Raw genomic sequence first — 25,680 nt, forward strand, 5'->3', positions numbered from 1 at the left:
TCAGCGCAACGCGCCGCGGCGATGAGCAAGGAAATGAGCCATGCCTTCGCGCAGCTCGCCGGTCGCGAAGCTGAGGTGAAACAGTCGTCGTTCCAGCCGCAGTCCCTCGGCAAGGCCCAACGAGACGGCACGGTCCACGGCCTCCTTGGCAAACCGCAGGGCCAGCGGCGGCCGGGCGGCGATATCTTCGGCGAGCTCAAGGGCGACATCGAACGCACTGCCCGCTGGCACGACGCGGCTGATCAGCCCGATCCGCGCCGCTTCATCTGCGTCGATCAGGCGGCCGGTCAGCACCAGGTCCATGGCCTTGGCCCGTCCGACGGCGCGGGCGAGGCGCTGGGTGCCGCCGGCGCCGGAGAGCGTGCCGAGCCTGATTTCCGGATGGCCGAAGCGGGCCCCCTCGGCGGCGATGACAATGTCGGCCATCTCGATCAGCTCGCATCCGCCGCCGATGGCATAGCCTTCGACGGCGACGACAACCGGCTTGGCGCATCCGGCGAGCCGGTCGCAGCAACCGGAGAAATCCTCGGCCAAGGCCCGCGCCAGCGGCATCTGCGCCATCTCAATGATGTCGGCGCCGGCGCAAAATACCGGAGACCCGGTGAGAAGGAACACGTTGATGGCGGCGTCGGCCTCCAGCGCGTCGATGACCGCAGATAATTCCGCAATCAGGGCGCGCGATAGCGCATTACGCGCCTCCGGGCGGTTCAACGCGATGACGCCGACCTTTCCGATGTGCCGTACCGTGATCATCGCGGCTGTTCTCCTGGGCGCTGGTCGTCCGAGGACTTTATCGGGGCGCTGCGGCGGGATAAAATTAATAAGGTTCGACAATAGATAGAGTTATTCAATGAATTTGCAGCACCTGCGCTATTTCCTCGCGGTGATGGAGACAGGCTCGGTGTCGCGCGCCGCCGATGGCCTCGGTATCACCCAGCCGACACTGTCGCTCGCGCTCAAGCGACTTGAGGCGGAATTCGGCACGAGGTTGTTTACGCCCCACGGCCGGGGCATCAAGCCTTTGCCGGCGGCTAGGCACCTTGAAGAGCGGGCCCGGCTGGCGGTTCGCGCTCTTGCCGACGCGAGGCGCGATCTCGCTGGTCTCGCGTCCGGCGGTTTGAAAGTCGGCGTGCTGCCGAGTCTCGCCGCACCCTGGTTGCCGAGGCTGATCTCGTGCCGGACCGGCGGCTTCGAGATCGTCGAGGCGGCGCCCGATGAACTCGAAAGACAGCTCCACAGCGGTGCGCTCGATCTTGCCTTGACGGTATCGCCGCTCCGCGAGGGCGTGGTGCGCAAGGTTCTGCTGCGCGAACCCTACGCGCTGTTCGTCGGGCCCCTGCATCCCTTTGCCGGCCGCAGGTCGGTCCGCTTGCCCGAGCTCGATGGCCAGCCCTTCGTTCTGCGTCAGAGCTGCGAGCGGCTGGGCAACGGCCGTCGGCTGCTGCTGGCGGCGGGGGGCCGTCTGAAGCTGGTGGCGAAGACGACCCAGGAGGCGACCGCCGCAGCGCTCGTCACCTCGGATGTCGGCTGCACGCTGGCGCCATGGAGCTGGCACTGTTCCGGCGCGCGCCGCGTCGGTGTCGATGGCCTCGGTCTCGAGCGCGCAGTCATTCTTGCCTGGAAGAAGGCTACCGTGCACGCCGCCTCCATCGCGGACATCGCCCGAAAACTGTTGACGCTCGGACCTGGAGGGCCGAACCGGGCGGGTTGACCGGGCTGCGCAACTTTGGCGCTGGTAGATTGGCCGGCTCTCCCGGACTGGGGTGTTCTTTCGATGAAGTACAATTATACCGCATGCAACTTGATGTACATCAATACCATGAGAAACCAATTGTAAAGTCTATGCTGAGTTACAGCGATCATGGGGCGAGAGTCCGGCATCGACGGTCGAAAGTGAGCGTCACGGTCGGCGCGCTTCCGCAGGTGCAGGTGACATGCCGATGATCCAGCACGCTGGGCAAAGGGAGTGTCGAACGTACGTGCGAGTGTGGTGGATCTGACGCTCGTTTCAGTATTGCAGCGAGTTCTTCGAACGCGCGTCAGATCCAAAACCACACTAGAATCATAATGATGCTAGTGTCCCCTTGTTTCCAACGTTCGTATGAGCGCCTGCTGCAATGGGATACGAACGTTGGAAACAGGACACTAGGTTCGACTTCTCTCTGCGAGCAAAGGAGAGCGCGATGCCGGAACCGAGCTCGATCGTCGATATATTGTTGGTCGAAGATAACCCGACCGATGCCGAACTGTGCATTCGCGCGCTCAAGAAGCACAACTTGGCCAACAAGCTTCTTTGGGTGAAGGACGGCGCGGAAGCCCTCGACGTTCTCTTTAACACCGGTTCTTACGCCGGCCGGCAAAGCGCGCATCCCAAAGTGGTGTTGCTCGATCTGCGTCTGCCGAAAGTCGACGGGCTCGAGGTGCTGCGAAAAATCAAGGCGGATGATCGCACCAGGTACATTCCCGTCGTCATCTTGACCTCGTCCAAGGAGGACCGCGACGTCGCGGAGTCCTACAAGCTCGGCGCCAACAGTTTTATCAGCAAGCCGGTCGAGTTCGACGCCTTCGACGAAACCGTCCGCCATCTCGGGCTCTATTGGCTCGTCGTCAATAAACCGCCAGTCTGAGTGGATGGTTCCGAAAGACGCAGCCCATGAACAATCCCATTCGCGACGAGACGAGCGCGCAATCCGCCCCTGGGGACACCCCGCCGTTGCTTACGAAGGTGCTTATGCTCGAAGACGTCCCGAGTGACGCGGAACTTGTGCAGCGGGCGCTCGTCAAAGGCGGACTCGCCGTCACGACCCAGCGCGTTGAGACAGAGGAGTCGTTCGTCGCGGCGCTCAAGCAGTTCGAGCCGGATATCGTTTTGGTGGACTTCAAGCTTCCCACCTATGACGGGCTCTCTGCGGTCAAGCTTGTACGCGTCAATTATCCAAACCTGCCCGTTATCGTCGTCACCGGCGCGTTGGGGGATGAGACGGCGGTCGAGCTTATCAGGGCCGGGGCGGTCGACTATGTGCTCAAGGACCGCCTGGCCCGCCTTCCTGACGCGGTTCAGAGGGCATTATCCGTAGCCGCGCAGGCCAGTCGGATCCGGAAGCAGGACGCGGCGGTGCATACCGCAGAAAAGAATCTCTACGCCATCGCCACTTATTCCCAAGACGCCATACTCATGATGAACGAAGACATGGTAATCACGTTCTGGAATAAGTCCGCCGAAGGGTGCTTCGGCTATTCAGCGGAGGAGGCTATCGGTCGCGACGTCTACAGTTTCATGGCGAACCAGGAGGATGCGGAATTGATGCGTCGGGAGGTTGAGCAGTTCATGAAATCTGGTCGAGAACATCTTGCGGGATGGTCGCGTAAGCTCAAGATCCGGAAACAGGACGGGACTGTGTCTTCGAACGAGCTGGCCATTTCGTTCATTCGTTTGGAAGGAAAATGGAACGTGGTCGGCGTGGTGCGCCCGCAATTAGTCCAATTCTGATAGGCATTGCGATTCTCACGATCAAGTTCCGCTACCTGACGCGCGCATTTGGCCGTCGTCGCCCATCTGGTTCGCGCTCAATAGGCGAGATGATTTCCTTATCTCCGTGCGACAACTTTGCGTCGCTGCAAATCACGGCGCATCTATGCCGCTCGATGCAGGTGCGAGCCGCGGGCGCGCTCGATATTAAGGTTCCGACTGATGGAAGCCAGCAGTGCAGAACCACCTGAAGGGCCGGGCGATGCGCCGGCGGCGGCTGCCGCTGCTGCTTTGGAGAGTATGCGATTTCTCTTGCTCGGCGGTACGGCCGCTCCCGTCGAGGGAGTGAATTTGGAAACCGATGCCAGTACGCAGTACGCGGCAATTGTTCTGACGAAACGCACCGCGCCGGCAGAGCTGCTTGACACCCTGGCGCAGGCGCAAGATCCCGCCGTTCCCATCGCGGATTTTTCCGGCAGCCGTCCGCTCCGCAGCGACTATGTCAGTTCCAAATATGACGCCGAGAGCGTCGCGGAGATGAGAAGGCAATTTGCCCCCATCTGGCGTCGGCTCGAGAAAATTCCATTCAGAGCAAAGCGCGAGGAGCGTGACCCGCTGACGTTGCTGCGCCTGATATATTCACGCAACACGCCCGCGAAAGCCACATTTGTTCCCGACGATCCGCTCGTCGTGCAATACCCGCTTCTCGGAGCCGCGGCTGGAACGCGGCGAGAACTCGAATCGCTTGCTGCGCTGGGCCTGCTGAACCGGCATCACTTCATGCGCACTCACGCCTGCAGCAAATGCGGCTCTGCGCGGTTGAATGTCTATGAGGCCTGCCCCGGCTGCGGTGGGGCCGACCTCACCGAGGAGGCGTTGGTCCATCATTATCGGTGCGGCTGCCAGGAGCCGGAGTCGCATTTCACCCAGGGGCTCCTCCTCATTTGTCCGAAATGCCGTCGCGAGTTGCGTCATTTAGGCGTCGATTATGGCAAGCCCGGCAACATCGTCGTGTGCCGGTCCTGTGGGGCGGAAAATTCCGAGCCCCTGGTCAACTTCATTTGTCTGGATTGTTCGACGGTTACACCGTCGGACCGCGCCGCAGCGACAGACTGGTACGACTACGACCTCACGGATGCGGGAATGGCCGCGCTGCGCGAGGGGCGGCTGCCGCACGTCGAACTTGGCCCGCAGTCCGGACATGGAACTCGCGCCTATTCGCTCGCCGAGTTTCAACTGCTCGCGACCCAGGAGGTCCAGGTTGCGCGACAGTTCGGACGGCCATTCGCGGTCGCGCGCGTCACAATTGTCAACATCGATGCTGTTCGTCGCGAACTCGGGCCAGTCGCCACCGACGCCGCCTTCAAGCTTGCGGTCGATAAGATCGTCGAGGTCGTTCGCTCGAGCGACTTTATCGGTGTCGATGACGGCAATGCTGTGGTCATCGCATTTCCAGAAACGCCTGTTACCGACCTCGGGCTCATCGAGCAACAAATTCGGCAGGTCGTTCACGATGCGGCTGCGCCGTTCGAGTTGGCGTTCGAGTTCGCCGAAGGCAACGAAGTCGTCGCAATGTTTGCACAGCGGTAAAGAAATGCAGGCGATAGATTTTCTCCGTTCGCTCGATGCGGCCAGCCTGGTGCAGATTTTCTGGTACACGGCCGTATTCGAGATACCGCGCTATACGATCGGCGCCGTCGCGATGCTCTTTACGATACCGTTGCGGCGGGCGAATCTTCCGATCGAAACCGAATTGACCGTGAGCGTCGTGCTCGCCGGCAATAACGAGGCGAAGGCCTTGCGCGCCTGTGTCGCCTCGTTGGCAGAGCAGACGATCAATATTGGCGGCGCAATGGAAGTGATCGTCGTGGATGACGGGTCGACCGATCAGATGTTCGAAATTGCCCAGGCGTTACGCCGCGAGGGCAAGATCGATGAGACACTACGCCTCGAGCATCGCGGCGGCAAAAGCGCGGCAATCAATCTCGGCCTGTCCGCCTGCACTGGCGATGTCATCGTTATTTCGGACCTCGACACCACATTCGACCGCGATGCCTTTGCCCACTTGCTGAACTATTTCGGCGATCCGCAAGTCGGGGCCGTCACCGGCAACATCGGCGTCCGCAATGCCTTTTCAAACCTTCTGACCTGCCAGCAGGCCGTGGAATACGCGATTGCCATTTCGCTCGGTCGCAACATCAAGGATTCGTTCGGTACCCTTTCGGTCGTATCTGGTGCGTTCGGGGCGTTTCGCCGGGCCGCCCTCGACCAGGTGGGCCGGCAGGACACCGAGGTTGGAGAAGACGCCGATCTGACCTTGAAGCTGCGGCGCGCTGGCTGGTCGATCCGGTTTGCGCCGCATGCCCATGCGCTGACCGACGCACCTGAGACCCTCTCCGCACTGATCACGCAACGGCTTCGCTGGGATCGGTCCATCATCACGATCTGGATGCGCAAGTTCCGCGGCGCGCTCGATCCCCGGCAGTCGATATTTCGCTTGACCGATGTCGCCGTGTTCGTCGACGTGATCATCTTTCAGATTCTTCTTGCGCTGGCGTTTCCGTTCTATCTCGGCTGGCTCTATTATCACCTCGGCCAACTGGCGTGGGTGATCGTAGCGGCGACGATGCTCGGCTATATGGTACTCAGCCTGCTGTCGTTTACAGCCGCGCAATTGGTGGGAACCAAGGCGCCATTCTACCTTGTCCTCTATCTGCCGCTATATACGTTTGTGCAGGTGTCACTGATCCGCTTCGTGCGGATCGTCGCGTTCGCGCAGGAGATTATCTTCCGCAGGTCCTATCGGGATTCCTACGTGCCGGCTCGGGTTATGAGCCAAGTGGACATCGTGTGATGCGTTTCCTCAAGCAACGGCCGGCATTGCACACGGTTCCAAGCCAACCGCGGAACTATCGCCAGACAGTCTTCCGCTGGCTGTATATCGCCGGAGTTATCGCCTTCGGCATCTGGCTTCTCGACTTTTCGTTCTCCGGCCTGTTGCGCTTTCAAGGCGGTGGCCTCGTGGTTGGCGAGCCGGCCATCGTCGGCGCTGAATTCACCGTTACGGTGCAGGATCTGCCGCTGAAGCAGGGTGACCCGATCAAAAAGGGGCAGGTTGCAGCCATCGTATCGTCGCAGAATGTGGCGGAGACGATCGCCCGCCTCACTGCCGAGATTGCTGCGCGGCAGGCGCGACTCGGCGAACTGCGCATGCGCAGCGTGGTGATCGATCGCATTTTGCCGCTGGCCGAGGACCGGCAAAGGATTGCGGCGGCGGCGCGACAGGAGTTGGATAGCTTGTTGGCAAATGGACACGTGGCGCTGAATCAGCGAACCGCCGCGATCGAGTTCGAATACCGCAGCCATCAGGATCTGGAAACACTCCGGGGGGAGAGGAGCGTCATCGCCGGTGAAGTCGGCACGCTGACGACGGCGTTGTCGGAGGCCGAAGGGGCGCTGGGCGACCTTCGCAAGCTCTATGACGATGGTCGTCTGCACGCTCCGATCGACGGCGTGGTGAGTCAAATCGCAGCCAATAAGGGCTCCGTCGTGCGCGCGGGCGATCCGATTGTCGAGCTGTACGGCACACAACGGTTCGTGCTGGCCTATCTGCCGTCCGGCGGTCTCTATAGTGTCTCGGTCGGTGAGGAGGTCAGCATCAATGTCGGATTTCGGAGCACCCGCGGCGTCATTACTCGCATCGAGCCGGTGGCGGCCAGGCTTCCCCGAGAGTTTCAGCTCGCTTTCAGGCCGGTGGAGACCCAACAGGTGATCAGGGTTGAATTCGGGCCGGGCGAGGTGCCGCCGCCGCTGTTCACCAAGGTGTCGTTGACCTCGAGCTATTTCGCGTGGCGCTGGCTGGAGGACATTTTGGCAATGCTGCCGCCGTTGCGCTAGTGTCCTCTGGTTCTAACGTTCGTATGAGTGCTCGCTGCAAAGGGATACGAACGTTAGAACCGGGACACCAATAAGAGTGAATTTGACATTTGCTACCCGTCTTGCCACGGGCTCGTGAAGCGAATGTACACGCGAAGTGTCGCGTTAGCTGCATCGCCCCCGACCGGAAAGCGCCCGACCGGGGACATATTCGTCAAATTTGAGGGCTCTCGCGCGACGGTAGGGAAAAGTAGACTGTGGCCCCCTCGTTCACCTTGCCTTCGGCCCGCACCCGCCCGCCGTGCCGGGCGACGATGCGCCTGACGATGGCGAGCCCGATGCCGGTGCCGGAGAATTCGGTGCCGTGCAGTCGCATGAACGGGTCGAACAGTTTTCTGACGTATTGCATGTCGAAGCCCACGCCGTTGTCCTTGACATAGTAGACTGTTTCCTTTTCGCCGGCGGTCGAACCGATTTCGATGACGGCGTCGGGCTTTGGCGCGGTGAACTTGACGGCGTTGTCGATCAGATTGGTCCAGACCCGGCGGATCATGGTTGGGTCGCCCTGCGCCGGCGCGAGCGGCTTGATGTCGAAGGTCAGCTTGCGCCCCGAGACGGCCGGTTCAAATTCCCCAAGCAACTGGTGGACCAATCCGTCCATGTCGATCGGTGCCGCAATCAACTCATTGCGGCCGATCGCCGAGAAAGCAAGAATGTCGTCGATCAGCTCGGCGATCTTGGTCGTGCTGTCGCGCACGACGTTCAGTACGCGCCGGCCCTCGGCATCGAGTTTGCTGGAATATTCCTGCAGCAGGATGCGGGAGAAGCCGTCGATCGCCCGGATCGGCACCCTGAGGTCATGCGAGATCGTGTAAGAAAATGTCTCCAGCTCCCTGTTGGTTGCCGCGAGCCGTTCATTCGCTTTCGTCAAATCCGCGGTTCGGAGTGCCACGAGCTCTTCGAGGTGGTCGTGCTCGTCTCGCAACTCCTCCTCCGCCCGCTTGAGCTCGGTGATGTCGCGGAACGTCACCACTGCGCCGGTGATCTTGCCCGCATCCAGCGTCGGAGCGCTGACGAATTCAACAGGGAAGCTGCTGCCGTCCTTACGCCAGAACCGGTCTCTCCCGCGGGTGACGACCCCTTCGCGGAACGCAGCATTGAATGGACATTCATCCTCTCGGTAGGGTTGTCCATCCGGCCTGATGTGATGGAACTTGCGATGACCGTTATGCCCGACAAGTTCCTCGATGGCGAAGCCAAGTAATTGCGACGCCGCAGGATTCACAAATGTGCATCGGCCGTCGGTGTCCATGCCGCAAACGCCTTCTCCCACAGAATCCAGGAGCAGCCTGTTCTGCGCGGCCAATTGAGCCACCCGCAGTTCCGTCCGCTTCAGTTCGGTAACGTCGCGCTCGATCGCCGATGCGCCGATGACTCGCCCCGCTGCATCCTTTACCGGGGACATGGTCAGCGACACGTAGATGTCCGTCCCGTCCTTCCGGCGCCGCGGTGTCTCGAAATGCACGATGTGGCGTCCCTCCCGAATCAACGCGAGATTGCTCAACATCTCCTGCCGGTGCTCGGGCGGCATCAAAATGGCGACCGACCTGCCGGATACTTCTTGGGACGTGTAACCGTAAATCAGTTCGGCGCCCCTGTTCCAGCTGGTGATGATTCCCTCCAGCGTCTTGCTGAAGATCGCGTCGTCGCTCGACTCCACGATCGCCGCGAGTTGCGAGTTCCTCTCCTCGATCCGCTTGCGCTCGGTGATGTCGCGGGCCGCGGCGAAGACGCCGGCCACGTTGCCGTTCGCGTCGCGGTACAGGCTGGCGTTGTAGAGAACATCGGTCAAGGCGCCAGAGACGTGGCGAAGCACCAGGGGATAATCGGTCACGAAGCCCGTTGCGAAGACTTCCCGGTAGCCGGAGCGCGCCGTTTCGGGCTCGGTGAAATAGTTGGAGAAGTCGCTCCCGACCAGCGTCTCGCGTGCGATCCCGGTGGCCCGGATCGTCGCTTCGTTCACGTCGGTGATTTTGCCATCCGGGTTGATTGTCACCAAAGGATCCAGACTCGCCTCTATCAGGCTGCGGGTGTAGCGCGATGACTCCAGAAGATGCGCCTCGCGCTCCTGAAGTCCGTCTTCTAACCGGATCAGTCGGCGGTATTGCAGAGCGGAGCGCGTCGTCAGGTAGCTCGTTGCCGTCAGCGTCAGGATGACCAGAACGATCGCGACGACCAGCACGCCTCGTTCAGAGCTGCTTGAAAATTGTGGCGCTGCCGTGAGCGCGTGAGCCCACAGTGCGATCAGTACCAGACACAGAAGGAGTGCCAGCCCATGGCCAGCAAATACCGCAGCAATTTGCTTGTTTGCTGGCGGTGTCACGCGTCTCTCCGGCTACAGGAAGGGAGGGAACGGAGGCCGATGGTCAGTGCTTGCATCAGGCATGTGAGGTCTCCCGGACCGGCAAGGAAAAGTAGAACGTCGCGCCTTCGTTCACCTTGCCTTCGGCCCAGACCCGTCCGCCGTGCCGCGCGATGATGCGCTTGACGATAGCGAGCCCGATGCCGGTGCCGGCGAACTCGGAGCCATGCAGTCGTTGAAACACGCCGAACAGTTTGTTGGCATACTGCATGTCGAAGCCGGCGCCGTTGTCCTTGACGTAGTAGATGATTTCATTCTGACCGATGGTGGAGCCGGCTTCGATGACCGCGTCGGCCCTGAGCGCCGTGTACTTGACAGCGTTGTCGATCAGGTTGGTCCACACCCGGCGGATCATGGCCGTGTCGCCCTGCGCCGGCGCGAGTGGCTTGACGTCGAAGGTCAGCTCGCGTCCGGCATACGCTGGCGCCAATTCCTCGATCACGGCGCGGACCACGCCATCCATGTCGATTGGCGCCGACGTCATCTCGCTGCGGCCGGTTCGAGAAAACGCAAGGATATCGTCGATCAGGCGCGCCATCTTGTTGGTGTTGTCGCATACGACATTGAGCAGCCGCTGCCCCTCGGCATCGAGCTTTCCGGAATAGTCCTCCAGCAGGATATGGGAGAATCCTTCGATCGCCCGGAGCGGGGATCTGAGGTCGTGCGATACCGAGTAGGAAAACGACTCCAGCTCCCTGTTGGCCGCTTCGAGGCTGCTGTTGGCCGTGGTCAGTTCCGCCGTGCGCGTTGCGACAAGCTCTTCCAGATGCTGGTGCTGCTTGCGTAACTCCTCCTCTGCGTGCTTCAGTTCGGTGACGTCCTGAGCCATGGAAAGAACTCCGACGACATGGCCATCTGTTTCGATAAGCGGGGTGTTATGCCAGTCACATATGATGGTGCGTCCATCTTTCGTGTTGTTCTTGTTCACGCTGTGCGCGGTGGCGTCGCCTTGGAGAAGACGCGACCAGATGGCGTCGACGTGAGGCTGTGTGTCTTTCGGCACGATGAGTTCATACTTGCGTTTCCCCATCGCTTCGCTTGCAGTGAAGCCAAAAATCGTCTCCGCTGCGGGATTCCATGATTCGACTCGGAAGTCGTGACTCCACATGATGCAAGCGATGGGCATCCGCTCGAACTGAAGCTTGAGACGCGCTTCGCTTTTACGCAGGGCGTCCTCTGCCCTCTTGCGCTCGCTGATGTCGATGAAGCTGGCACGGAGGAGCGTCTGGTCCGCCGAGGGCAACCGGCTCAAGCGCACTTCGCAGAGGATGTCCCGTCCATCGGCGTTGCGGACCATGCGCTCGAACGCGACCGTTTTGTCCGCCAGCGCTTGTACGATGTGTTCTCGGAACGTCGTCTTGACAGGCAGGTCATCAGGCTGTTTCGGCGCATAGAGGTCCTCGGGGCTGTGCATCCTCAGTTCGTCGCGCCCCCGTCCGAATAGTTTTTCGGCATTCGCGTTGGCATCGACAATGCGGCCGAGTCGGTCGTCAAACACGATGATGGCCTCTGGCGCCTGCTCGACCAGCACGCGGAAGCGCTCCTCGCTCTGGGCGAGCGCCGCCGTGCGGTCGGCAACCTTGATTTCGAGCGTCTCCTCCTCCTGCTTGAGGGTTCGGAACAGCAGGGAAAACGGCTTGACGATTCCTGTGTCCAGGACCGCCCGATAGATGCAGTAGGTCCCGAGCAGCAGCAGATAGTGGCCGATTTCATTGGCGGGGCCGTAGACGCTGACATACTGGGTAAAAGCGATCTCGGCTCCGGCGGAGGCGGTCAATGAAAGCGCGAGCAGGCGCAGGATGTCCCGGTCGAATGCCCGGCGGTTGAGCAGCAGCAGCAGAAGTGAGGCCAGGAAGAGGCCCGAGATAACGTATTCGCTTACGATCTTGAAAGTTGTCAGGCCCTTGCCTTCGACGAAGCAATCAGGAAACGGGCCGAGAAAAATTGCAGCGGAAATGGCCGTAGTGACGAGAAAATAGCCACCGAAGACGATGGCGGGGCTGAAACGCCTGCCGAACATGAGCAGTGCGACAAGCATAGAGATGCTTTCCAGATATCGGGAGGCGATCCACAGCTGGGTCGGCAGGTTGGCGTCGTAGTCTGGAAACACGCCCATGCCCTTGTAGGCGAGCGTATGAAGCAGCGCCAGGAAGGCGACGAAGACGAAGGAAATGCCGAGAAAAGTGAGGGAGCTGTTCTGCGACCATCGCCGCGAGTGCCATGTCAGCACAAAAACGCTGAAAAGGACGACGATCCGACAGATCTCCACCGCGGAGTGGAACAAGATATAGCTGTAGCGACCGCTGAGATACAGCCCGAGTACGACGACCGGGAGCATGAGGAGCTCGGTCGGTTTGGCGAGCAGTTCTGCGTCTTCGTCGCTCATTGCCGAGTTGCGCCGCTAAATGCCTCGCCAGACTGGTGCGATGCGCCGATTATGCTTGCGTCACGACAATTGATGGCCACGGCGCACGATCGCCCCTGAGTTGGGGCCGGGTTGGCTGCTGTCGGAATTCATAGGCGCGAGGGAGCTCCGGCAGATTGCGATAGATCAATGAATATAATGGCATCAGCCCGCAGCAAGCGGAGGATTGGTGTGGCAATGCCGCCGATGGTGATCAAGCCGACGACAACGTCGATCCGGCCAGCTGGAACCGGCCGGCATGTCGCGGCGCAGCTAACGGTTGGGGGGCAAGCAAGCCGTGCCGGCACCCGGGGCGGGTGGGATCAGACAATGGGACGCCGCCGTTGAGGGTGTGACAGCAAAAAGGGCTGCCGCCTTTCGGATGCAGCCCTTTCGCTGTCGTACTGTAGTCCGCGGGCTGCGTTTAGCAGTGCCCCGCGCCGCGTTGATCAGTCGTGATCGCGGCCGCCGTGATCGTCATGGTCACCGTGATCGTCATGATCACCGTGATCGTCATGATCACCGTGATCATCATGATCACCGTCGTGATGGTCGTTGTCGGCGAAGGTGAACAGGTTCATCAAATCACCGATGGCCGGACGATTCTTCGGCATATAGCGGTTGTGGCCACGGTCATGAACCGGGTTGGGAAGGTTGTCGCGGCTCTGCGACGAGATCTTCGGCAGGTCCCAGTTCTTCTCGATGAACTTCAGCATCGAGACGTGATCGTAGTAGGTATGGTCGATGTAGCCGCTCTTGGCGAAGGGAGACACCACGACGAAGGGAATGCGGGTGCCGTCGCCGAGGAAGTCGACCGGCTGGATGTAGCCGGAGTCGTAATAGCCGCCGCCCTCGTCATTGGTGATGAAGATCGCCGTCGACGCCCACAGCTCCGGATTGCTCTGCACGCGCTTGATCAGGGCGTCCAGGAACAATTCATAATTGTTGGTCGTCGAATTCGCCGGATGACCGGCCAACGTCTCGAACGGGCGAACGAAGGAGACTTCCGGCAGGGTGCCCGCCTGAATGTCCTTGAGGAAGGCGCCGTAGTTCTGCAGCTTCGCCTCTTCCGACGGGTTCTTCATGATGCTGAGGAAGCCGGTCAGCGGATCGCAGATGCCGCAGTAGGAGTGATACATCAGCGGAACGCCGTCGACCGACTTGGCGAACACCGTCGCGTCGTCGCCGCGATCGGCGCTGTAGTACTTCCAGGACACGCCCTTCGCGGTCATCACGTCGGCGATGGTCGGTGCGCTCTGCGGTGGCAGAACGAACGAGTTCGGGCCGAGAGTGCGGGTCTTGCTGCTCGTCTGGTCCCAGTACATGTTGTAGTTGTTGACCAGATAGTAGTGGTTCGGCGCGCACTTGTTGTCGGAGACGCCGGTCTTGAACAACTGCTCGTTGATCGCCGCGACGCCCGGCGCGCTCGGATCGGAGCAATTCACGTAGGAACCGCCGCTATAGCCGTCCTGGGTGTAGTAGTTGTTGGTGCCCGGCACTGGATCGGGATTCTCGATCTGGTTGGTCGGCGGCACCGCGGCGCTGCCGTCGAGGGTCGTCGGGTTGGTGAAGAACGTGGCGTGGCCGGTGACGATGGCCTGGAAATTGGCGCCGGTGCCGCCCATCACGGACTGATGGAAGTTGTCGCTCAGGGCATACTTGTCGGCCAGCGACTTGAAGAACGGCGCGTCACCCGGCTGGGCCTTGCCCGAGGCGTCGGTAAAGGGGTTCATGTTGTAGAACCCCATGGAGATGGCGCCTTCCTTCGTGTCGAACCCCCCGTCCGGCATCGGCTTGCCGTTCGAACCGGTGCTGATGCTCTCCTCGACCCACACGAACTTGTCGAGCTTGCCGCCGTCGAAGTCCTGCCACATCTGGAAGAAGCGGTGGACCGGATCGCCGGTATAGGCGGCGTAAGGAACGTGTTTGCTGATCTGGAACGGGCCGTTCGGCATGTTCGCCGGGAAGCGGCTGTCGGGCACGCTGGCGGGCTCGCCGAGCGCGCCCCTGGTGTAGGGCTGGGGCAGCACATCATAGGCGCCGGTCGACGCGGTCTCGACGTTGTAGCGGACCTCGTTGCGGCCGATCTTCTGTTCGGCCTTCTTGAAGCGCGGGCCCGGCGTGCCGTCGGCGTTGACGATGCCCTTGCTCAGCAGGTTGTCGACCTTCTGTCCCTTCTTCGGCCGATAGGTGCCATACAGATTGTCGAAGGTATGGTTCTCGCCGACGATGATGATCACATGCTTGATCGGCGTGGTCGGTTGTTTGGCAAAGGCCGGCGCCACTGTCGTCAAGGCGCAGAGCGCGCTTGTCGCATAGCAGAGCGACTTGGAAAGCCAATTGGTTCTCACGAATATCTCCCGTTGAAATTGGCTCGGCGTTGCACGCTCGTGCGGTGCGTCGAACGATGTGTGAGCGTGTCGCGGGCCGTGCCTGCACGTTACCGCCGCGGCACTATGACGCGGTCAATGTTGCGCGCTGATGTCAGGAGCAAAGCAATTTTGCAAAAGATGTCTGAAGCGAAACTGAGTTCGACGCGTGTTGAGGCAGTGAGCGGCGGAATCCATGTTGGCTGAGGCACCATTCGCAATGGCGAACAGATGCGCGCGTACTCGCACGGAACATGGTCGTCGTGAGTCGTATCACCAGCTTCCGGGTACCCACAGCAGGGCCAGCCGCTGACCGACGGCGATCTGATCGGGCGACATCTTGGAGGCGACGGCGTCGCGCAGACGCAAATAATAATCGCGCTCGCGGTGCTGCGCCCGAGCGGCGGCGAGATTGAGCCATTTATAGGCCTGGATGAAATCCTGCGGCACGCCATGGCCCTTGTCGTACATCAGGCCGAGCATGCTCTGGGCGAAAGGAACGCCGCGGATCGCCGCGCGGGTGTACAGATCGGCAGCGGCCTCATAGGTCTGCGGCGCTCCGAAACCATGTTCATACATGTAGCCGAGCAGTGCCTGGGCTTCGGCGTTGCCGCGCAGCGCCAGCGGCGTCAGAAGGCTGACCGCGCGGACATAGTCGCCGCGGGCATAGGCCGCGTTAGCGCGCGCCAGGCCATCTGCGCGGGCCGGCTGCAAGCCAGGTATCGCGCCGAGCGTCAGCGCGACCAGGGCTGCCACGACCACGCGCCGCCAGCCGGGCGCTGCGTTGACGCATGGCGCCGCCACGGCGTCTCGCTGCAGAACATGTGTTCTAGCGAACGGTCGGAACGCGCAAATCATTGGTGACACTGGCTCCGACATTGCCGCGCAACTTCGTCCGCAGTTCCTCGGCCACCAAATGGGCGTCGGAGCCGTCGCGGATGATCTGTGGGCGGATGAAGATGATCAGCTCGGTTCGGGTGCCTTTCTTGTCCTGATGGGTGAAGCCGTCGCCGAGGCCGGGAATCTGGTCGAGTAGGGGGATGCCGTTGCGCGCGCCGTTCTGCTGCTCGCTGATCAGGCCGGCGAGCAGCACCGTCTGGCCGGTGGCTACCGAGATCGAGCTCTTGACCCGGCGTTCCGAAACTGTCGGCGTCAGGCTGGCGGCGGTCGCCGGCGACACGTTGCTGATTTCCTGCTCGACTTCGAGTCGGACATTGCCGTTGACGTTGATGCGTGGCGATACCCGGAGAATGATCCCGGTGTTGCGATAGTCGATGGTGTTCACCACCGTGTTGTTCGTCGTCAGCACGGTCGCGCTGCCGGTCGAGACCGGCACCACATCGCCGACCTGCAGCGTCGCTGACTGGTTGTTGATGACCACGAGGGACGGATTGGACAGCACCTTGACGCTGGTGACGGCGTGCAGTGCATCGAGAATGACGCTCGGCTGGGTCTCGGATCCGATCAGGAAATTGAATCCGGGAAAGGCGCGATTGATGAAGGCGTTGGTGACCGATCCGGCGATCGAGGCGACGCCGGTCGCGGCATCGGTGGTGGTCGCCGGCGCGGTCGTGGCCTGGGTGTTGAGCACCGAGCCGGAATTGGCCTTGAGGCCGAGATTGCGGCTCGTCAGATAGGTCTGGACGCCGTAGCTCAATTCGTTGGTGAGGGTCACCTCGGCGATGGTGGCATCGATCGCCACCTGCAGCTGCGGCTGGTCGACCTGGCGCAGGGTATTCTCGATGATGCGGTAATTCTGCTGATCGGCATAGATCAGCAGGGTGTTGTTGACCGTGTCCGGCGTGATCCGGACATTCTGCAGGAGCGGTTGGCCGTTGCCCGAGCTGCGGCTGTCGACGGCGCCAGTGCCTGAACCGTTTGCATTCGCCGTGGTCGATGCTGTCGCGGACTGGGCGCTGCCGAGGCCTGACGTCGCATTGCTGCCGGCACCGCTCTGGCCCCGTGGACCAAACCCATTGGATGTCGATGCCGAATTGGCGTTGAGCGACAGCCGGTCGGTGCTGGAACTCGTCGATGTCCCGGATCCGGGCGCCAGCTGATTGTCCGGCGAATCGAGCGACGACGAACCTGAGCTGCCGACGAACATCTCGTTGAGCACGCGGGCGATCTGGCGCGCTTCGCCATATTTCACCTGGTAGACGTGAACGCCGTTGCGGGCGGTGTCGGCGCGGTCGAGGCGCTTGATCCAGGTTGCTGCGGTCTGCAACAGAGCAGGCTTGCGGCTGACCACCAGGATGGCGTTGAGCCGGCCGACCGGCTGGAACTTGACGACGTTGTGGCTGAGGCCGCTGTCGCCGGAATCCATGATCTTTTCCAGTTCGGCGATAATCGGCTCCGGGCCGCTGCTGCTCACAGGAAAGATGCCGACCGACTGACCGCGCATCCAGTCGACATCGAAGCTCATGGCGGTGTCGACCGCGGCCTGTCGCTCGGCGCCGGTGCCCTGGATGAGCAGCAGGTTCCGCGTCGAATCGGCGCGGACGCTGCCGGCCTTGGTGGCGAAGCTGTCGAGCAGTTTGAGCACGGTCTGGGCCGACACATATTGCAGCGGGACCACCGAGACGCCATAGCCGGGCTCGGGGCTCGCTGCCGCGGAGTCGACCCGGCCGGCGCCGACCGCATCGCCGAGCGGTGTCAGCCGATAGCCGGCGGTGTCGCGCACCAGCACCACACCGCTGAGGCGCAGCGCGTTTTCCAGCACGAAGACGATATCGGACTTGGCGACCGGGCGCACCGAGACGAGGCTGACGGTGCCCTGGACGCGCGGATCGATGGTGTAGCCGGTGCGCAGGATGTCGCCGAGCACGACCTTGGCGACGGTGGCGACCGGCGTATTTTCGAAGTTCAGATCGTAGCCGGGGCCGTTCGATGTCGGCTGCGGCCGCACCTCCGGGACGTCCGACACCACCGTCCCTTCGTAAACCGCCGGTTGGCCACGCTCGCCCGTGCCGGTCTGGGACAGCCCGGCCGATTGCGGCTTGCGCGGCAGAATATCGAGTGAGCGGACCTTGTCGAGCACGTCGACGTCGCTCGTATAGATGCCGCTGACGCCTGCCGACCCGCAGGATGCCAGCAGGTTGACCGACAATGCGAGGACGACGACCGCGCGAAGTTTGCGCACAGCCGTCGGCGACTGGCCACGACTGCCGACGCTTCTCATGCTTCCGCCTGTTCCAACTCGATATCCGGTCCGTGGATCAGGGGTGGATGAGCGACGATCCCTCCGGCAGGATAGTTACCTAGCGTCGAAGTATGACGGTTTTAATTTGACCGGGCGGTTCTGAACTGCATTCGCGGGAAGAAATTGCATCGGGCGCGCGCTGTCGATGAACGAGCGCGTGCGTGAGATCGCGTGCACAAGATTTGGAGAGGACAGACGCTTCGGCTTCGTACACGTGTCACATTCCAAACCGATAACGCTTCGCTGCACGCTATGCGGCCGCCGACGCCGGCATTAGGCCCGAGCGATCGATCGCAGCGCAGGTGCGAAGTGACTGGAAAGACCGATGAGCGACAACAAGTCTTTGCAGTTCATCGACTATCTTCGGCAGACGCGGCGTTCGCCGAATGCCGGCAAAGATGATGTGGCAGATGAGTCGGAGGGCTCGGCGCACCGGCAGGGGGAAGACCAGGGACGAGCGGAGGCTGCGTCTCCGGGCTCGGCGTCGACGAAATTGTGGGAACTCACAGATCTGTCGCCCGGCGAGTTCGCCGACGAGGCGGCGCGTTTCTTCGAACTGGACCGGATATCGCTGCAGGACATGCTCTCGGCGCCGCCGCTGGTGAGCGCCTTCTCGCCGCGCTTCCTGCGTGAAATGCTGGTGTTCCCCTGCCGGCCGGATGATCAGATGACAGTTCTGGCGGTGGCCGATCCGACCGCCGCCGCCGCCCGACGCGCGGCGGAAATCGTGCTCGGCCCGGCGATGACCATTAAAGTGGCATCGGCCGAGGATCTCGCCATCGTGCTCGGCCAGCGGCTCGGCGAGGACGAGACGCAGCCGGCACACGGCGGTGCGGCGCAGCAGGTGCGCGACGACGACATCGAGAGCCTGCGCGATCTTGCCAGCGGCGCGCCGGTGGTCCGGGCGGTGAACGATCTGGTGGAAAAAGCCGTGGAGATGCGCGCCAGCGACATCCATATCGAGCCGTTTCCCTCCGGCCTCGTGGTGCGTCTGCGTATCGATGGCCTGCTGCGGCCGATTGCGGCTCCGGCGGGCGTGCTGCCGCAGGCGGTGATCTCCAGGATCAAGATCATCGCCAGTCTCAATATCGCCGAGCGCCGGCTGCCTCAGGACGGCGCGGCGCGGCTGCGCGCCGGGCGCACCGATGTGGACATTCGTGTCGCGATCATGCCGACCCAGCACGGCGAGTCGGCTGTCATCCGCATCCTGCCCAAGGACCGCGGGCTGCTGGTGGTCGAGAAGCTCGGCTTCTCCACGGCCGATGACCGCAGGCTGCGACGGCTGATCGCGCTGCCCCACGGCATGATCGTCATCACCGGTCCGACCGGCAGCGGCAAGACGACGACACTGGCGACCATTCTGTCGATGCTGAACGAGCCGGTGCGCAAGATCCTCACCATCGAGGACCCGGTGGAATACGAGATTGCCGGCATCAACCAGTCGCAGGTCAAGCCGGCGATCGGCCTGACCTTCGCCGCTGCGCTACGCTCCTTCGTGCGCCAGGACCCGGACGTCATCATGGTCGGCGAGGTGCGCGATTCCGAGACCGCTCATGTCGCGGTACATGCGGCGCTCACCGGCCATCTCGTGCTGACGACGCTGCACACCGAGACCGCCGCCGCCGCGGTACCGCGGCTGCTCGATCTCGGCATCGAGGGCTATCTGTTGCGCTCGACGCTGCAGGCGGTGATCGCGCAACGTCTGGTGCGCCAGCTCTGCGAGCGCTGCAAGACGCCGAAAGCGCTCGACCAACGCGATCTTGCCGACGATCCGCGGCTCGCCGCGCTGGGTTTCCGCGCCGGCGAGATTCTGCACCGTCCGGGCGGCTGCGAACGCTGTGGCGGCACCGGCTATCGCGGCCGGCTCGGCGTGTTCGAGGTTCTCGAACTCGGCGGTGAAATTCGCGAGCTGATCGGCGAGGGCGCCGACGGGCTGAAGATCGACCAGGCGGCGGTGCGGGCCGGTATGACAACCATGCTCGACGACGGCATCGCCAAATGTCGCGCCGGGCTGACCTCGCCGGCGGAAATCCTCCGCGTTACGACGGCAAGGTAGAGGCGGAGCCGTGCCGAATTTTCGCTATCGCGCCCTGACCCAGACCGGCGAAATCGTCAACGGCACGATTTCGGCACCGACCGCGGCGGAGGTGGCGCGCCGCATCGAGTATCTTCGGCTGCTGCCGATCGAGACTGTCGAGGAGAAGCGCGCACTGGGCGGGACCGGCGCCGGTTTCGCCCTTCTGAGCCAGCCGAAGCCGGCCGAGGTCACGACCTTTACCCGCGATCTGGCGCTGCTGCTCAAGGCCGGCGCGCGGCTCGACGATGCCCTCGAATTGCTGTCGAGCGATGCCGATGTCGGGCGGCTGCGTCCGGTGGTCGCCAAGTTGCGGGCGGCGCTGCTTGGCGGCGAAAGCCTCGCCGATGCGGTTGATGCCCATCCGGCGCTGTTTCCGCCGATGTATGTGGCGCTGGTGCGGGTCGGCGAGGTCTCGGGAACCCTCGATCAGGTGCTGGAAATGCTCGGCGCCGAGCGCGCCCGGGCCGAGCAGATGCGCCGCAAGCTCACCGACGCCATGCAGTACCCGGCCTTCGTGCTGATCGCGGCCGTTGGCGTGATGTTGTTCTTCATCCTGTTCGTGCTGCCGCAGTTCTCGTCGGTGCTGCAGGATTTCGGTGCCAAGTCCGACAACGCGCTCAGCGTCTTTCTGAGCTTGTCGCAGTTTCTTCGGGCCAATGGAGCGCCGATCATCCTCGGCTGTGCGGTCGCGATCGGCGGCGCGTGGTGGCTGTTGCGCCGCCCCGGGGCCACGGCGGCAATGATCGGCGCCGTGGCGGTGGTCCCGGGCATCTCCGGCATCTTCCAGTTCTATCGGACCAGCCTGTTCTGCCGCAATCTCGGCGTCCTGCTCGGCAGCGGCGTCAACCTCACCGGAACCTTGCGCATCCTGGTCGACATCATGTCGGCCACCGGAAGCGGCGCCATCTGGTCGGCGGCGGCCGACCGGGTGCGCCATGGCGGCAAGCTTTCCGAGGCGTTGTCGGCGGTCAACGGCCTGCCGCCGATGGCGTTGCGCATGCTGCGCCTCGGCGAGGAAACCGGACAATTGCCGACGCTGGCGGGTCGGGTCGCGGAATTCTACGAGGCAAAACTGCAGCGCAGCCTCGATCGCGTCGTCGCCATCGTCGGACCGCTCGCCATCATCAGCATCAGCGCCATCGTCGGTGGCCTCATCGTCTCCGTGATGACTGCGCTGCTGTCCGTCACCCAACTTGTCGGCTAGCTCGAGGACCACACCCATCATGATGACCAGCAACAAGACGGTCGGCGCTCTCCTCCGATCCGCAACGCGCCGCGGCAGCCGACGACAGGGCGAAGAGGGATTTACCCTGGTCGAGATGCTGGTGGTGATCACCATCATCGGCCTGATCATGGGGCTGATCGGGCCTCGCGTGCTGAACTACCTGAGCGAATCCAAGGTCAAGGCCGCCAAGATCCAGCTTCAGAGCTTCGCCAGCGCGCTCGACCTGTTCTATCTCGATGTCGGCCGCTTCCCCTCGACCTCCGAGGGCCTGACGGCCCTGGTGCGGCGCGCGCCGGGCGCGGGCGCCTGGAACGGCCCCTATCTCAAGGGCGGCAACGTTCCCGACGATCCCTGGAATCATCCCTATGTCTATCGCGCGCCAGGAGAGCGCGGAGCCTACGACATCATGTCGTATGGTGCCGACGGCCAGGAGGGTGGCAGCGGTGTCGCCGCCGACATCTCGCTCGAAACCGTAACGAGCGCCAAAGGTGACTGAGGACGCTCAGCGCGGCTTTACCCTTCTGGAGATGGTATGCGTGATTGCGCTCATCGCCATGATGGCGGCCGTGCTGTTGCCGTTCATTCCGCGTCAGACTTCGCGGTCGCGGCTGCAGGCCTATGCGCTGGAAACCGCGAATTTGCTGAAAGCGGACCGCAATGCTGCGGTCCGGCGCCACGGTGATGTCGCGACGCTGGTCGATGCGCCGTCGCGCGAGATCCGCTCCGGCGCCAGCGCCGCGTCCATCCGCATTCCCGACGACGTGCAGTTCGACGCCGTGCTGCCGCAGACCTGCCGCCACCGTCCGGCGTTTTCGACCATCAGCTTCTTTGCCGACGGCATGTCGTGCGGCGGCGCCATCGCGCTGACGCGGCTCGATACGGCTTACGAAATTCGCGTCAATTGGCTGACCGGAAGGATCGACATTGTCTCGCGCAGCATTGCCGTCAACTGAGCACGCCGAGGCGGGATTTACCATCATCGAGGTGCTGATCGCGCTTGCGGTCGTCGCCGTGTCGATTCTGGCGATCGGCTCGGTGATGTCGACCAATTCGCGCGGGGTGCAATCGATGGAGAGCCATGTCGCCCTGGCCGAGACGGCGCAGGCGGTGATGGCGACCGCCGTGCCGCCGCGTGCCGAATTGGCGGAGGGCGTTCGGACCGGCGTGCTGCGCGACATGAAATGGCAGGTCGAGGTCGGTCCCCTGGGGGGCGGATGGGCGGTGCCCGATGCGGACGTGCGGTGGATTCCCGAACTCGTCAAGGTGCACGTCCGGTCGGCATCCGGCGCCTCGCTGGAACTGCACACCGTACGGCTGATGCGCAGGCCACGCCGATGACCCAGGAGATCCTCCGGTCACGCGATGGCGAACTCGGCTTCACCCTGATCGAGGCGCTGATCGCGTTGGCGCTGACCGGCCTCGTGTTGTCGGCGCTCGCGAACATCACGGCGCAATGGCTGCCGAACTGGAACCACGGGCTCGATCGCATCCAGCGCAACGAGATGGTCGGGATAGCCCTGCAGCGGATTGCCGCCGACCTTGCGGCCGCCGAATTCGTGCCGGCGAATCGCGAGCAGAAGTCGCCGCTGTTCGAGGGGGCGGCACTGTCGGTCACTTTCGTCCGGACGGCCCTGGGACCCAATGCCGGGTCTGGGCTGGACGTGGTCCGGATCGGCGAGACGACGGACCGCCGGCAACTGGTGACGGTGCGCGCGCGTGCGCCGTTCGCGCCGCTGCCGCTGAACGGTTCGACCACCGAGCAGCTTCATCTCGGCGATCCGGTGGTGCTGCTGCGTCCACCCTATCGCCTGTCGTTCGCCTATGCCGGCCGAGACCGGGTCTGGAAAGACAGCTGGCACGACGCCGGCGGGCTGCCGGCGGCGGTGATGCTGACGGTGCGGGACGCCGCGACCGAGCGGGTGCTGTCGGTCTCGACGGTCGCCGTCATTCATGTCGATGCGCCGGCGACCGGCTGCGGACAGGGCGCCGACTGCGACGGCGGCGATGATGGGCCGGCGACGGCGAAGGGCACGGATGACGGCGCGTCCGGCAAGGCGGGGAAAAACCGGTCATGACCTCACGCGAAGATCGATCGATGTTCATGCGGCAGCACGAGAGGGGCTTCGTCATTGTCGCGGTGCTATGGATCCTCGCGGCGCTGGCGTCGCTGGCGATGGTGTTCTCGGCCTATCTGTCGAATTCGGCGCATGTGCTCGCAACCAACGATACGGCGCTGCAAGGCGAGGCGCTGATCTCGTCCAGCGTCGAACTGACCGCCTATCAATTGTCGCTCGGGGACGAGAAGGCGCGCCCGGCGACGGGCAGATTCCAATACCGGCTGAGCGGCGCGGAAATTCTCGTCAGCTTCGCCTCCGAGGCGGCACGCGTCGACCTCAATGCGGCGCCGAAGGAACTGCTGGTCAATCTGCTGACCGGTCTCGGCGCCGAGGAGGACGCAGCGAAGGGCTATGCCGATCGGATCGTCGCCTGGCGGACGCGCGCGACGGGGCAGACGGCGGAGAACGAGACGGCGCTATACCGCGCCGCCGGTCTTGCCTATGCGCCGCGGCAGGCGCCGTTCGCTCACGTCGACGAACTCAGCCTGGTGCTCGGCCTGCCTGCGATACTGGTGGACCGGATGCTCTTATTCGTGACCGTCTTCAGCGGATCATCCGGTATCGATGCCCTGATCGCGCCGCCGGAGGTCGTCGCCGCATTGCCCGGCATGACGCCGCTGGTGCTGAAGGATTTTCTCAACAGCCGCTCGGCTCTGCCGCGCGACAATGCAGCGCTGGCCACGGCTCTCGGCCCGGCAAAAGCCGGGGCCGAGCTGCCGACCAGCAAGGCCTACCGGATCGTCACCACGATCCGCTTCGGAAACGGCAATGAGCGGTCGTCGGAGGTGGTGATCGGGCTCGGCGGCAAGGACGCCCCCTATCGCGTGCTGTCCTGGCGGGAGGAACGTCCGCGGCGATCAGCGAAAGTTGCGGAGCTGAGGCGATGATGCTGGAGCGGGTCAAACAGCTGTTCGCGGCATGGATCGACGCCACCGGCGCGGCGATCCAGTCGATCCTTGGCCAGCTCGTGCCGCAGCGGCGGGTCGTCCTCACGCCCAGGGAGGGGACGAGCTTCATCGCGCAAGCGCCTGCGCCGCGAAAAGGTCCGGCTTTGCCGGAGATCATCCTGAATCTCGAGAACGGCAAGGTGGCCTCCCCGCTGCCGGAACCCTGGCGGGCCGCTTTGCGCGGCAGTCATGTCGAGGTCGGGCTCAGGTCCGACCAGGTGCTGTTGCGGCCGGTCGCGTTTCCGAAACAGGCGTCGGACTTTCTCGGCGGCATGATCCGCGCCCAGATCGACAGGTTGACGCCCTGGACCGCCGAGGAGGCGGTGTTTGGCTGGAGCGTGCCGCAGCCTGCCGCCGGCGAGCGGATCGCGTTGACGCTGGCGGCGACCTCGCGCTCGCTTGTCCAGCCGCTGATCGCCCTCGCTGGCACGCTTGACGCGAAATCCGTGGCCGGCGTCATCGAGGCGGCGACGGGCGACACAACCGAAACCATCAAGGTGTTCGAGCAAGGGCTGCATGGCAGCCTCAGCCGACGCATCGATGTGCCGCGTCTGCTCCGCCATGCCCTGCTAGCCATGGCAGTGGCAACGGTGGCGACGCTCGGTATCACCGGATACCTCGGCAGCGTCGTCGCCGCCGATCAGCAGTCGGTGCAGCGCCTGATCGCGGAACGCAGGGCATCGCTGCGGCTCAACCGGCAAGGCGGCGGATCGGCCGAGAACCTGCTCGCCAAGCGCAAGCAGACCACGCCCGCCACCGTCATGGTGCTGGAGGCGATCTCGCGGGTGCTGCCCGACGCCACTTATGTCACGGAGCTTCGGATCGAGGGCGACAAGATCCAGGTGGTGGGGATGACCCAGGACGCGCCATCGCTGATCCGCCTGATGGAGCAATCGCCGCAGTTTACCCGGGCGACCTTCTTCGCGCCAACCACGCGCGCCCAGAACGAACCGGGCGAGCGGTTCCATATCGAGGCACATATCACGGCCTATTTCGGATCTGGGTCATGAACACCATCACACGCTTGTGGAAGATGCCATCCGCCTCGCCGCTGCTCGCGCTGGCGGCCTATGCCGCCGTCATGGTGCTGCTGCTGGCGGTGATGGTCAGTTCGGTCAGCGATGTGCTCGACCAGCGTGGTGATCTCGCCGGCGCCAATGCGATGCTGGATCAGCTCGCCAGCCGCCGGCCGTCGGCCGCGGCCGGGCCTGCGGGCACGGCAGGCTCTCCGACGGGCTCCCCCTTTCTCGAGGGCGCCACGGTGACGGTCGCAGGCGCGGCGCTGCTGCAGCGCGTCGCCGGCGCGGTGACGCGGCGCGGAGGCGATGTCCTGTCTTCGCAGGTTGACCTGAACGGCACGCAGTCGAAGGCAGGATTCATCAGCATCATCGCAAGCTGCGAGCTCGACCAGCCCGCTTTGCAGGAGCTGCTTTACGATCTCGAGGCCGGCATGCCGTTCCTTTACGTCGATCAGCTCTCGGTGCAGGCACCGGCGAGCTTCGCCGCCTCCGGTGATGGCAGATTGCGGGTGCTGCTCTCGGTGTCCGGCCAATGGCAGGGGACGAAATGATC

21 protein-coding genes are annotated in these 25,680 nt (G+C 63.2%); 15 read left to right on the plus strand and 6 right to left on the minus strand.

Features of this window, described 5'->3' with window-relative positions; translation table 11 throughout:
• Positions 1–753, minus strand: coding sequence for an enoyl-CoA hydratase-related protein (locus DB459_RS15655; RefSeq protein WP_253706171.1), 753 nt, complete (start codon positions 751–753; stop codon positions 1–3).
• Between the two features lie 97 nt (positions 754–850).
• Between DB459_RS15655 and DB459_RS15660 the strand changes: the two genes are divergently transcribed.
• The 6 genes from DB459_RS15660 (at position 851) to DB459_RS15685 (ending at position 7,366) form a co-directional block, all read left to right on the plus strand.
• Positions 851–1,711, plus strand: coding sequence for a LysR family transcriptional regulator (locus DB459_RS15660; protein ID WP_253706172.1), 861 nt, complete (start codon positions 851–853; stop codon positions 1,709–1,711).
• A 406-nt stretch (positions 1,712–2,117) separates the two neighbouring features.
• Entirely contained in the window at positions 2,118–2,627 is a 510-nt protein-coding gene (locus DB459_RS15665) for a response regulator (protein ID WP_371926755.1), read from the plus strand.
• Between the two features lie 26 nt (positions 2,628–2,653).
• Positions 2,654–3,490, plus strand: a complete 837-nt coding sequence (locus DB459_RS15670; protein WP_253706173.1) for a response regulator — start codon at positions 2,654–2,656, stop codon at positions 3,488–3,490.
• 201 nt (positions 3,491–3,691) lie between these two features.
• Positions 3,692–5,059: a hypothetical protein gene (locus tag DB459_RS15675; RefSeq protein WP_253706174.1), complete on the plus strand. Its 1,368-nt coding sequence runs from the start codon at positions 3,692–3,694 to the stop codon at positions 5,057–5,059.
• 4 nt (positions 5,060–5,063) lie between these two features.
• A complete protein-coding gene (locus DB459_RS15680) occupies positions 5,064–6,323 on the plus strand; it encodes a glycosyltransferase family 2 protein (protein ID WP_253706175.1) in 1,260 nt (419 codons plus the stop codon).
• On the plus strand, positions 6,323–7,366 hold the full coding sequence (locus tag DB459_RS15685) for an HlyD family secretion protein (protein WP_253706176.1): 1,044 nt from the start codon (positions 6,323–6,325) through the stop codon (positions 7,364–7,366). Before DB459_RS15680 ends, DB459_RS15685 begins: the two co-directional genes overlap by 1 nt.
• Before the next feature lie 193 nt (positions 7,367–7,559).
• Here DB459_RS15685 and DB459_RS15690 read toward each other — a convergent pair whose 3' ends face one another.
• The 5 genes from DB459_RS15690 to gspD all read right to left on the minus strand — a co-directional run bounded on the left by DB459_RS15690 (position 7,560) and on the right by gspD (position 17,721).
• The gene (locus DB459_RS15690; RefSeq protein ID WP_253706177.1) at positions 7,560–9,728 is read right to left on the minus strand and encodes a PAS domain S-box protein; all 2,169 of its coding nucleotides are present in this window, start codon (positions 9,726–9,728) and stop codon (positions 7,560–7,562) included.
• A 55-nt stretch (positions 9,729–9,783) separates the two neighbouring features.
• Positions 9,784–12,153 (minus strand): MASE3 domain-containing protein, encoded by a 2,370-nt coding sequence (locus DB459_RS15695; RefSeq protein ID WP_253706178.1) that lies wholly within the window; start codon positions 12,151–12,153, stop codon positions 9,784–9,786.
• A 467-nt stretch (positions 12,154–12,620) separates the two neighbouring features.
• Positions 12,621–14,522: an alkaline phosphatase family protein gene (locus tag DB459_RS15700; protein WP_253706179.1), complete on the minus strand. Its 1,902-nt coding sequence runs from the start codon at positions 14,520–14,522 to the stop codon at positions 12,621–12,623.
• A 291-nt stretch (positions 14,523–14,813) separates the two neighbouring features.
• Positions 14,814–15,344, minus strand: a complete 531-nt coding sequence (locus DB459_RS15705; RefSeq protein ID WP_371926757.1) for a tetratricopeptide repeat protein — start codon at positions 15,342–15,344, stop codon at positions 14,814–14,816.
• A 25-nt stretch (positions 15,345–15,369) separates the two neighbouring features.
• On the minus strand, positions 15,370–17,721 hold the full coding sequence (gene gspD / locus DB459_RS15710; RefSeq protein WP_253706180.1) for a type II secretion system secretin GspD: 2,352 nt from the start codon (positions 17,719–17,721) through the stop codon (positions 15,370–15,372).
• A gap of 346 nt (positions 17,722–18,067) precedes the next feature.
• Here gspD and DB459_RS15715 point away from each other — a divergent pair, with 346 nt between their 5' ends.
• Genes DB459_RS15715 through gspM form a run of 9 tightly spaced genes read left to right on the plus strand, consistent with a single transcriptional unit; the run spans position 18,068 to position 25,678 of the window.
• A complete protein-coding gene (locus DB459_RS15715) occupies positions 18,068–19,798 on the plus strand; it encodes a GspE/PulE family protein (protein WP_253706181.1) in 1,731 nt (576 codons plus the stop codon).
• Between the two features lie 10 nt (positions 19,799–19,808).
• On the plus strand, positions 19,809–21,023 hold the full coding sequence (locus DB459_RS15720; protein WP_253706182.1) for a type II secretion system F family protein: 1,215 nt from the start codon (positions 19,809–19,811) through the stop codon (positions 21,021–21,023).
• A 19-nt stretch (positions 21,024–21,042) separates the two neighbouring features.
• A complete protein-coding gene (gene gspG / locus DB459_RS15725) occupies positions 21,043–21,540 on the plus strand; it encodes a type II secretion system major pseudopilin GspG (protein WP_371926758.1) in 498 nt (165 codons plus the stop codon).
• Positions 21,533–21,997, plus strand: coding sequence for a prepilin-type N-terminal cleavage/methylation domain-containing protein (locus tag DB459_RS15730; protein ID WP_253706183.1), 465 nt, complete (start codon positions 21,533–21,535; stop codon positions 21,995–21,997). Before gspG ends, DB459_RS15730 begins: the two co-directional genes overlap by 8 nt.
• Positions 21,969–22,382 (plus strand): type II secretion system protein J, encoded by a 414-nt coding sequence (locus DB459_RS15735; protein WP_253706184.1) that lies wholly within the window; start codon positions 21,969–21,971, stop codon positions 22,380–22,382. The genes DB459_RS15730 and DB459_RS15735 overlap by 29 nt, the downstream gene beginning before the upstream one ends.
• On the plus strand, positions 22,379–23,119 hold the full coding sequence (locus DB459_RS15740; protein ID WP_253706185.1) for a type II secretion system protein J: 741 nt from the start codon (positions 22,379–22,381) through the stop codon (positions 23,117–23,119). Before DB459_RS15735 ends, DB459_RS15740 begins: the two co-directional genes overlap by 4 nt.
• Positions 23,116–24,048, plus strand: a complete 933-nt coding sequence (locus DB459_RS15745; protein WP_253706186.1) for a general secretion pathway protein GspK — start codon at positions 23,116–23,118, stop codon at positions 24,046–24,048. The genes DB459_RS15740 and DB459_RS15745 overlap by 4 nt, the downstream gene beginning before the upstream one ends.
• Positions 24,045–25,118: a PilN domain-containing protein gene (locus DB459_RS15750; RefSeq protein ID WP_253706187.1), complete on the plus strand. Its 1,074-nt coding sequence runs from the start codon at positions 24,045–24,047 to the stop codon at positions 25,116–25,118. Before DB459_RS15745 ends, DB459_RS15750 begins: the two co-directional genes overlap by 4 nt.
• Positions 25,115–25,678, plus strand: a complete 564-nt coding sequence (gene gspM, locus DB459_RS15755; RefSeq protein ID WP_253706188.1) for a type II secretion system protein GspM — start codon at positions 25,115–25,117, stop codon at positions 25,676–25,678. Before DB459_RS15750 ends, gspM begins: the two co-directional genes overlap by 4 nt.
• The last annotated feature ends 2 nt before the right edge of the window (positions 25,679–25,680 follow it).

Origin of the sequence: Bradyrhizobium sp. WD16, from assembly GCF_024181725.1 — a bacterium.
Classification (GTDB): Bacteria; Pseudomonadota; Alphaproteobacteria; order Rhizobiales; family Xanthobacteraceae; genus Bradyrhizobium_A.

Coding starts and splice junctions, on each gene's coding strand:
- DB459_RS15695 (WP_253706178.1), bottom strand. CDS start 12,153: ATGAGCGACGAAGACGCAGAACTGCTCGCCAAACCGACCGAGCTCCTC.
- DB459_RS15680 (WP_253706175.1), top strand. CDS start 5,064: ATGCAGGCGATAGATTTTCTCCGTTCGCTCGATGCGGCCAGCCTGGTG.
- gspD (WP_253706180.1), bottom strand. CDS start 17,721: ATGAGAAGCGTCGGCAGTCGTGGCCAGTCGCCGACGGCTGTGCGCAAA.
- DB459_RS15715 (WP_253706181.1), top strand. CDS start 18,068: ATGAGCGACAACAAGTCTTTGCAGTTCATCGACTATCTTCGGCAGACG.
- DB459_RS15655 (WP_253706171.1), bottom strand. CDS start 753: ATGATCACGGTACGGCACATCGGAAAGGTCGGCGTCATCGCGTTGAAC.
- DB459_RS15750 (WP_253706187.1), top strand. CDS start 24,045: ATGATGCTGGAGCGGGTCAAACAGCTGTTCGCGGCATGGATCGACGCC.
- DB459_RS15740 (WP_253706185.1), top strand. CDS start 22,379: ATGACCCAGGAGATCCTCCGGTCACGCGATGGCGAACTCGGCTTCACC.
- DB459_RS15670 (WP_253706173.1), top strand. CDS start 2,654: ATGAACAATCCCATTCGCGACGAGACGAGCGCGCAATCCGCCCCTGGG.
- DB459_RS15665 (WP_371926755.1), top strand. CDS start 2,118: ATGGGATACGAACGTTGGAAACAGGACACTAGGTTCGACTTCTCTCTG.
- DB459_RS15660 (WP_253706172.1), top strand. CDS start 851: ATGAATTTGCAGCACCTGCGCTATTTCCTCGCGGTGATGGAGACAGGC.
- DB459_RS15675 (WP_253706174.1), top strand. CDS start 3,692: ATGGAAGCCAGCAGTGCAGAACCACCTGAAGGGCCGGGCGATGCGCCG.
- DB459_RS15745 (WP_253706186.1), top strand. CDS start 23,116: ATGACCTCACGCGAAGATCGATCGATGTTCATGCGGCAGCACGAGAGG.
- gspG (WP_371926758.1), top strand. CDS start 21,043: ATGATGACCAGCAACAAGACGGTCGGCGCTCTCCTCCGATCCGCAACG.
- gspM (WP_253706188.1), top strand. CDS start 25,115: ATGAACACCATCACACGCTTGTGGAAGATGCCATCCGCCTCGCCGCTG.
- DB459_RS15685 (WP_253706176.1), top strand. CDS start 6,323: ATGCGTTTCCTCAAGCAACGGCCGGCATTGCACACGGTTCCAAGCCAA.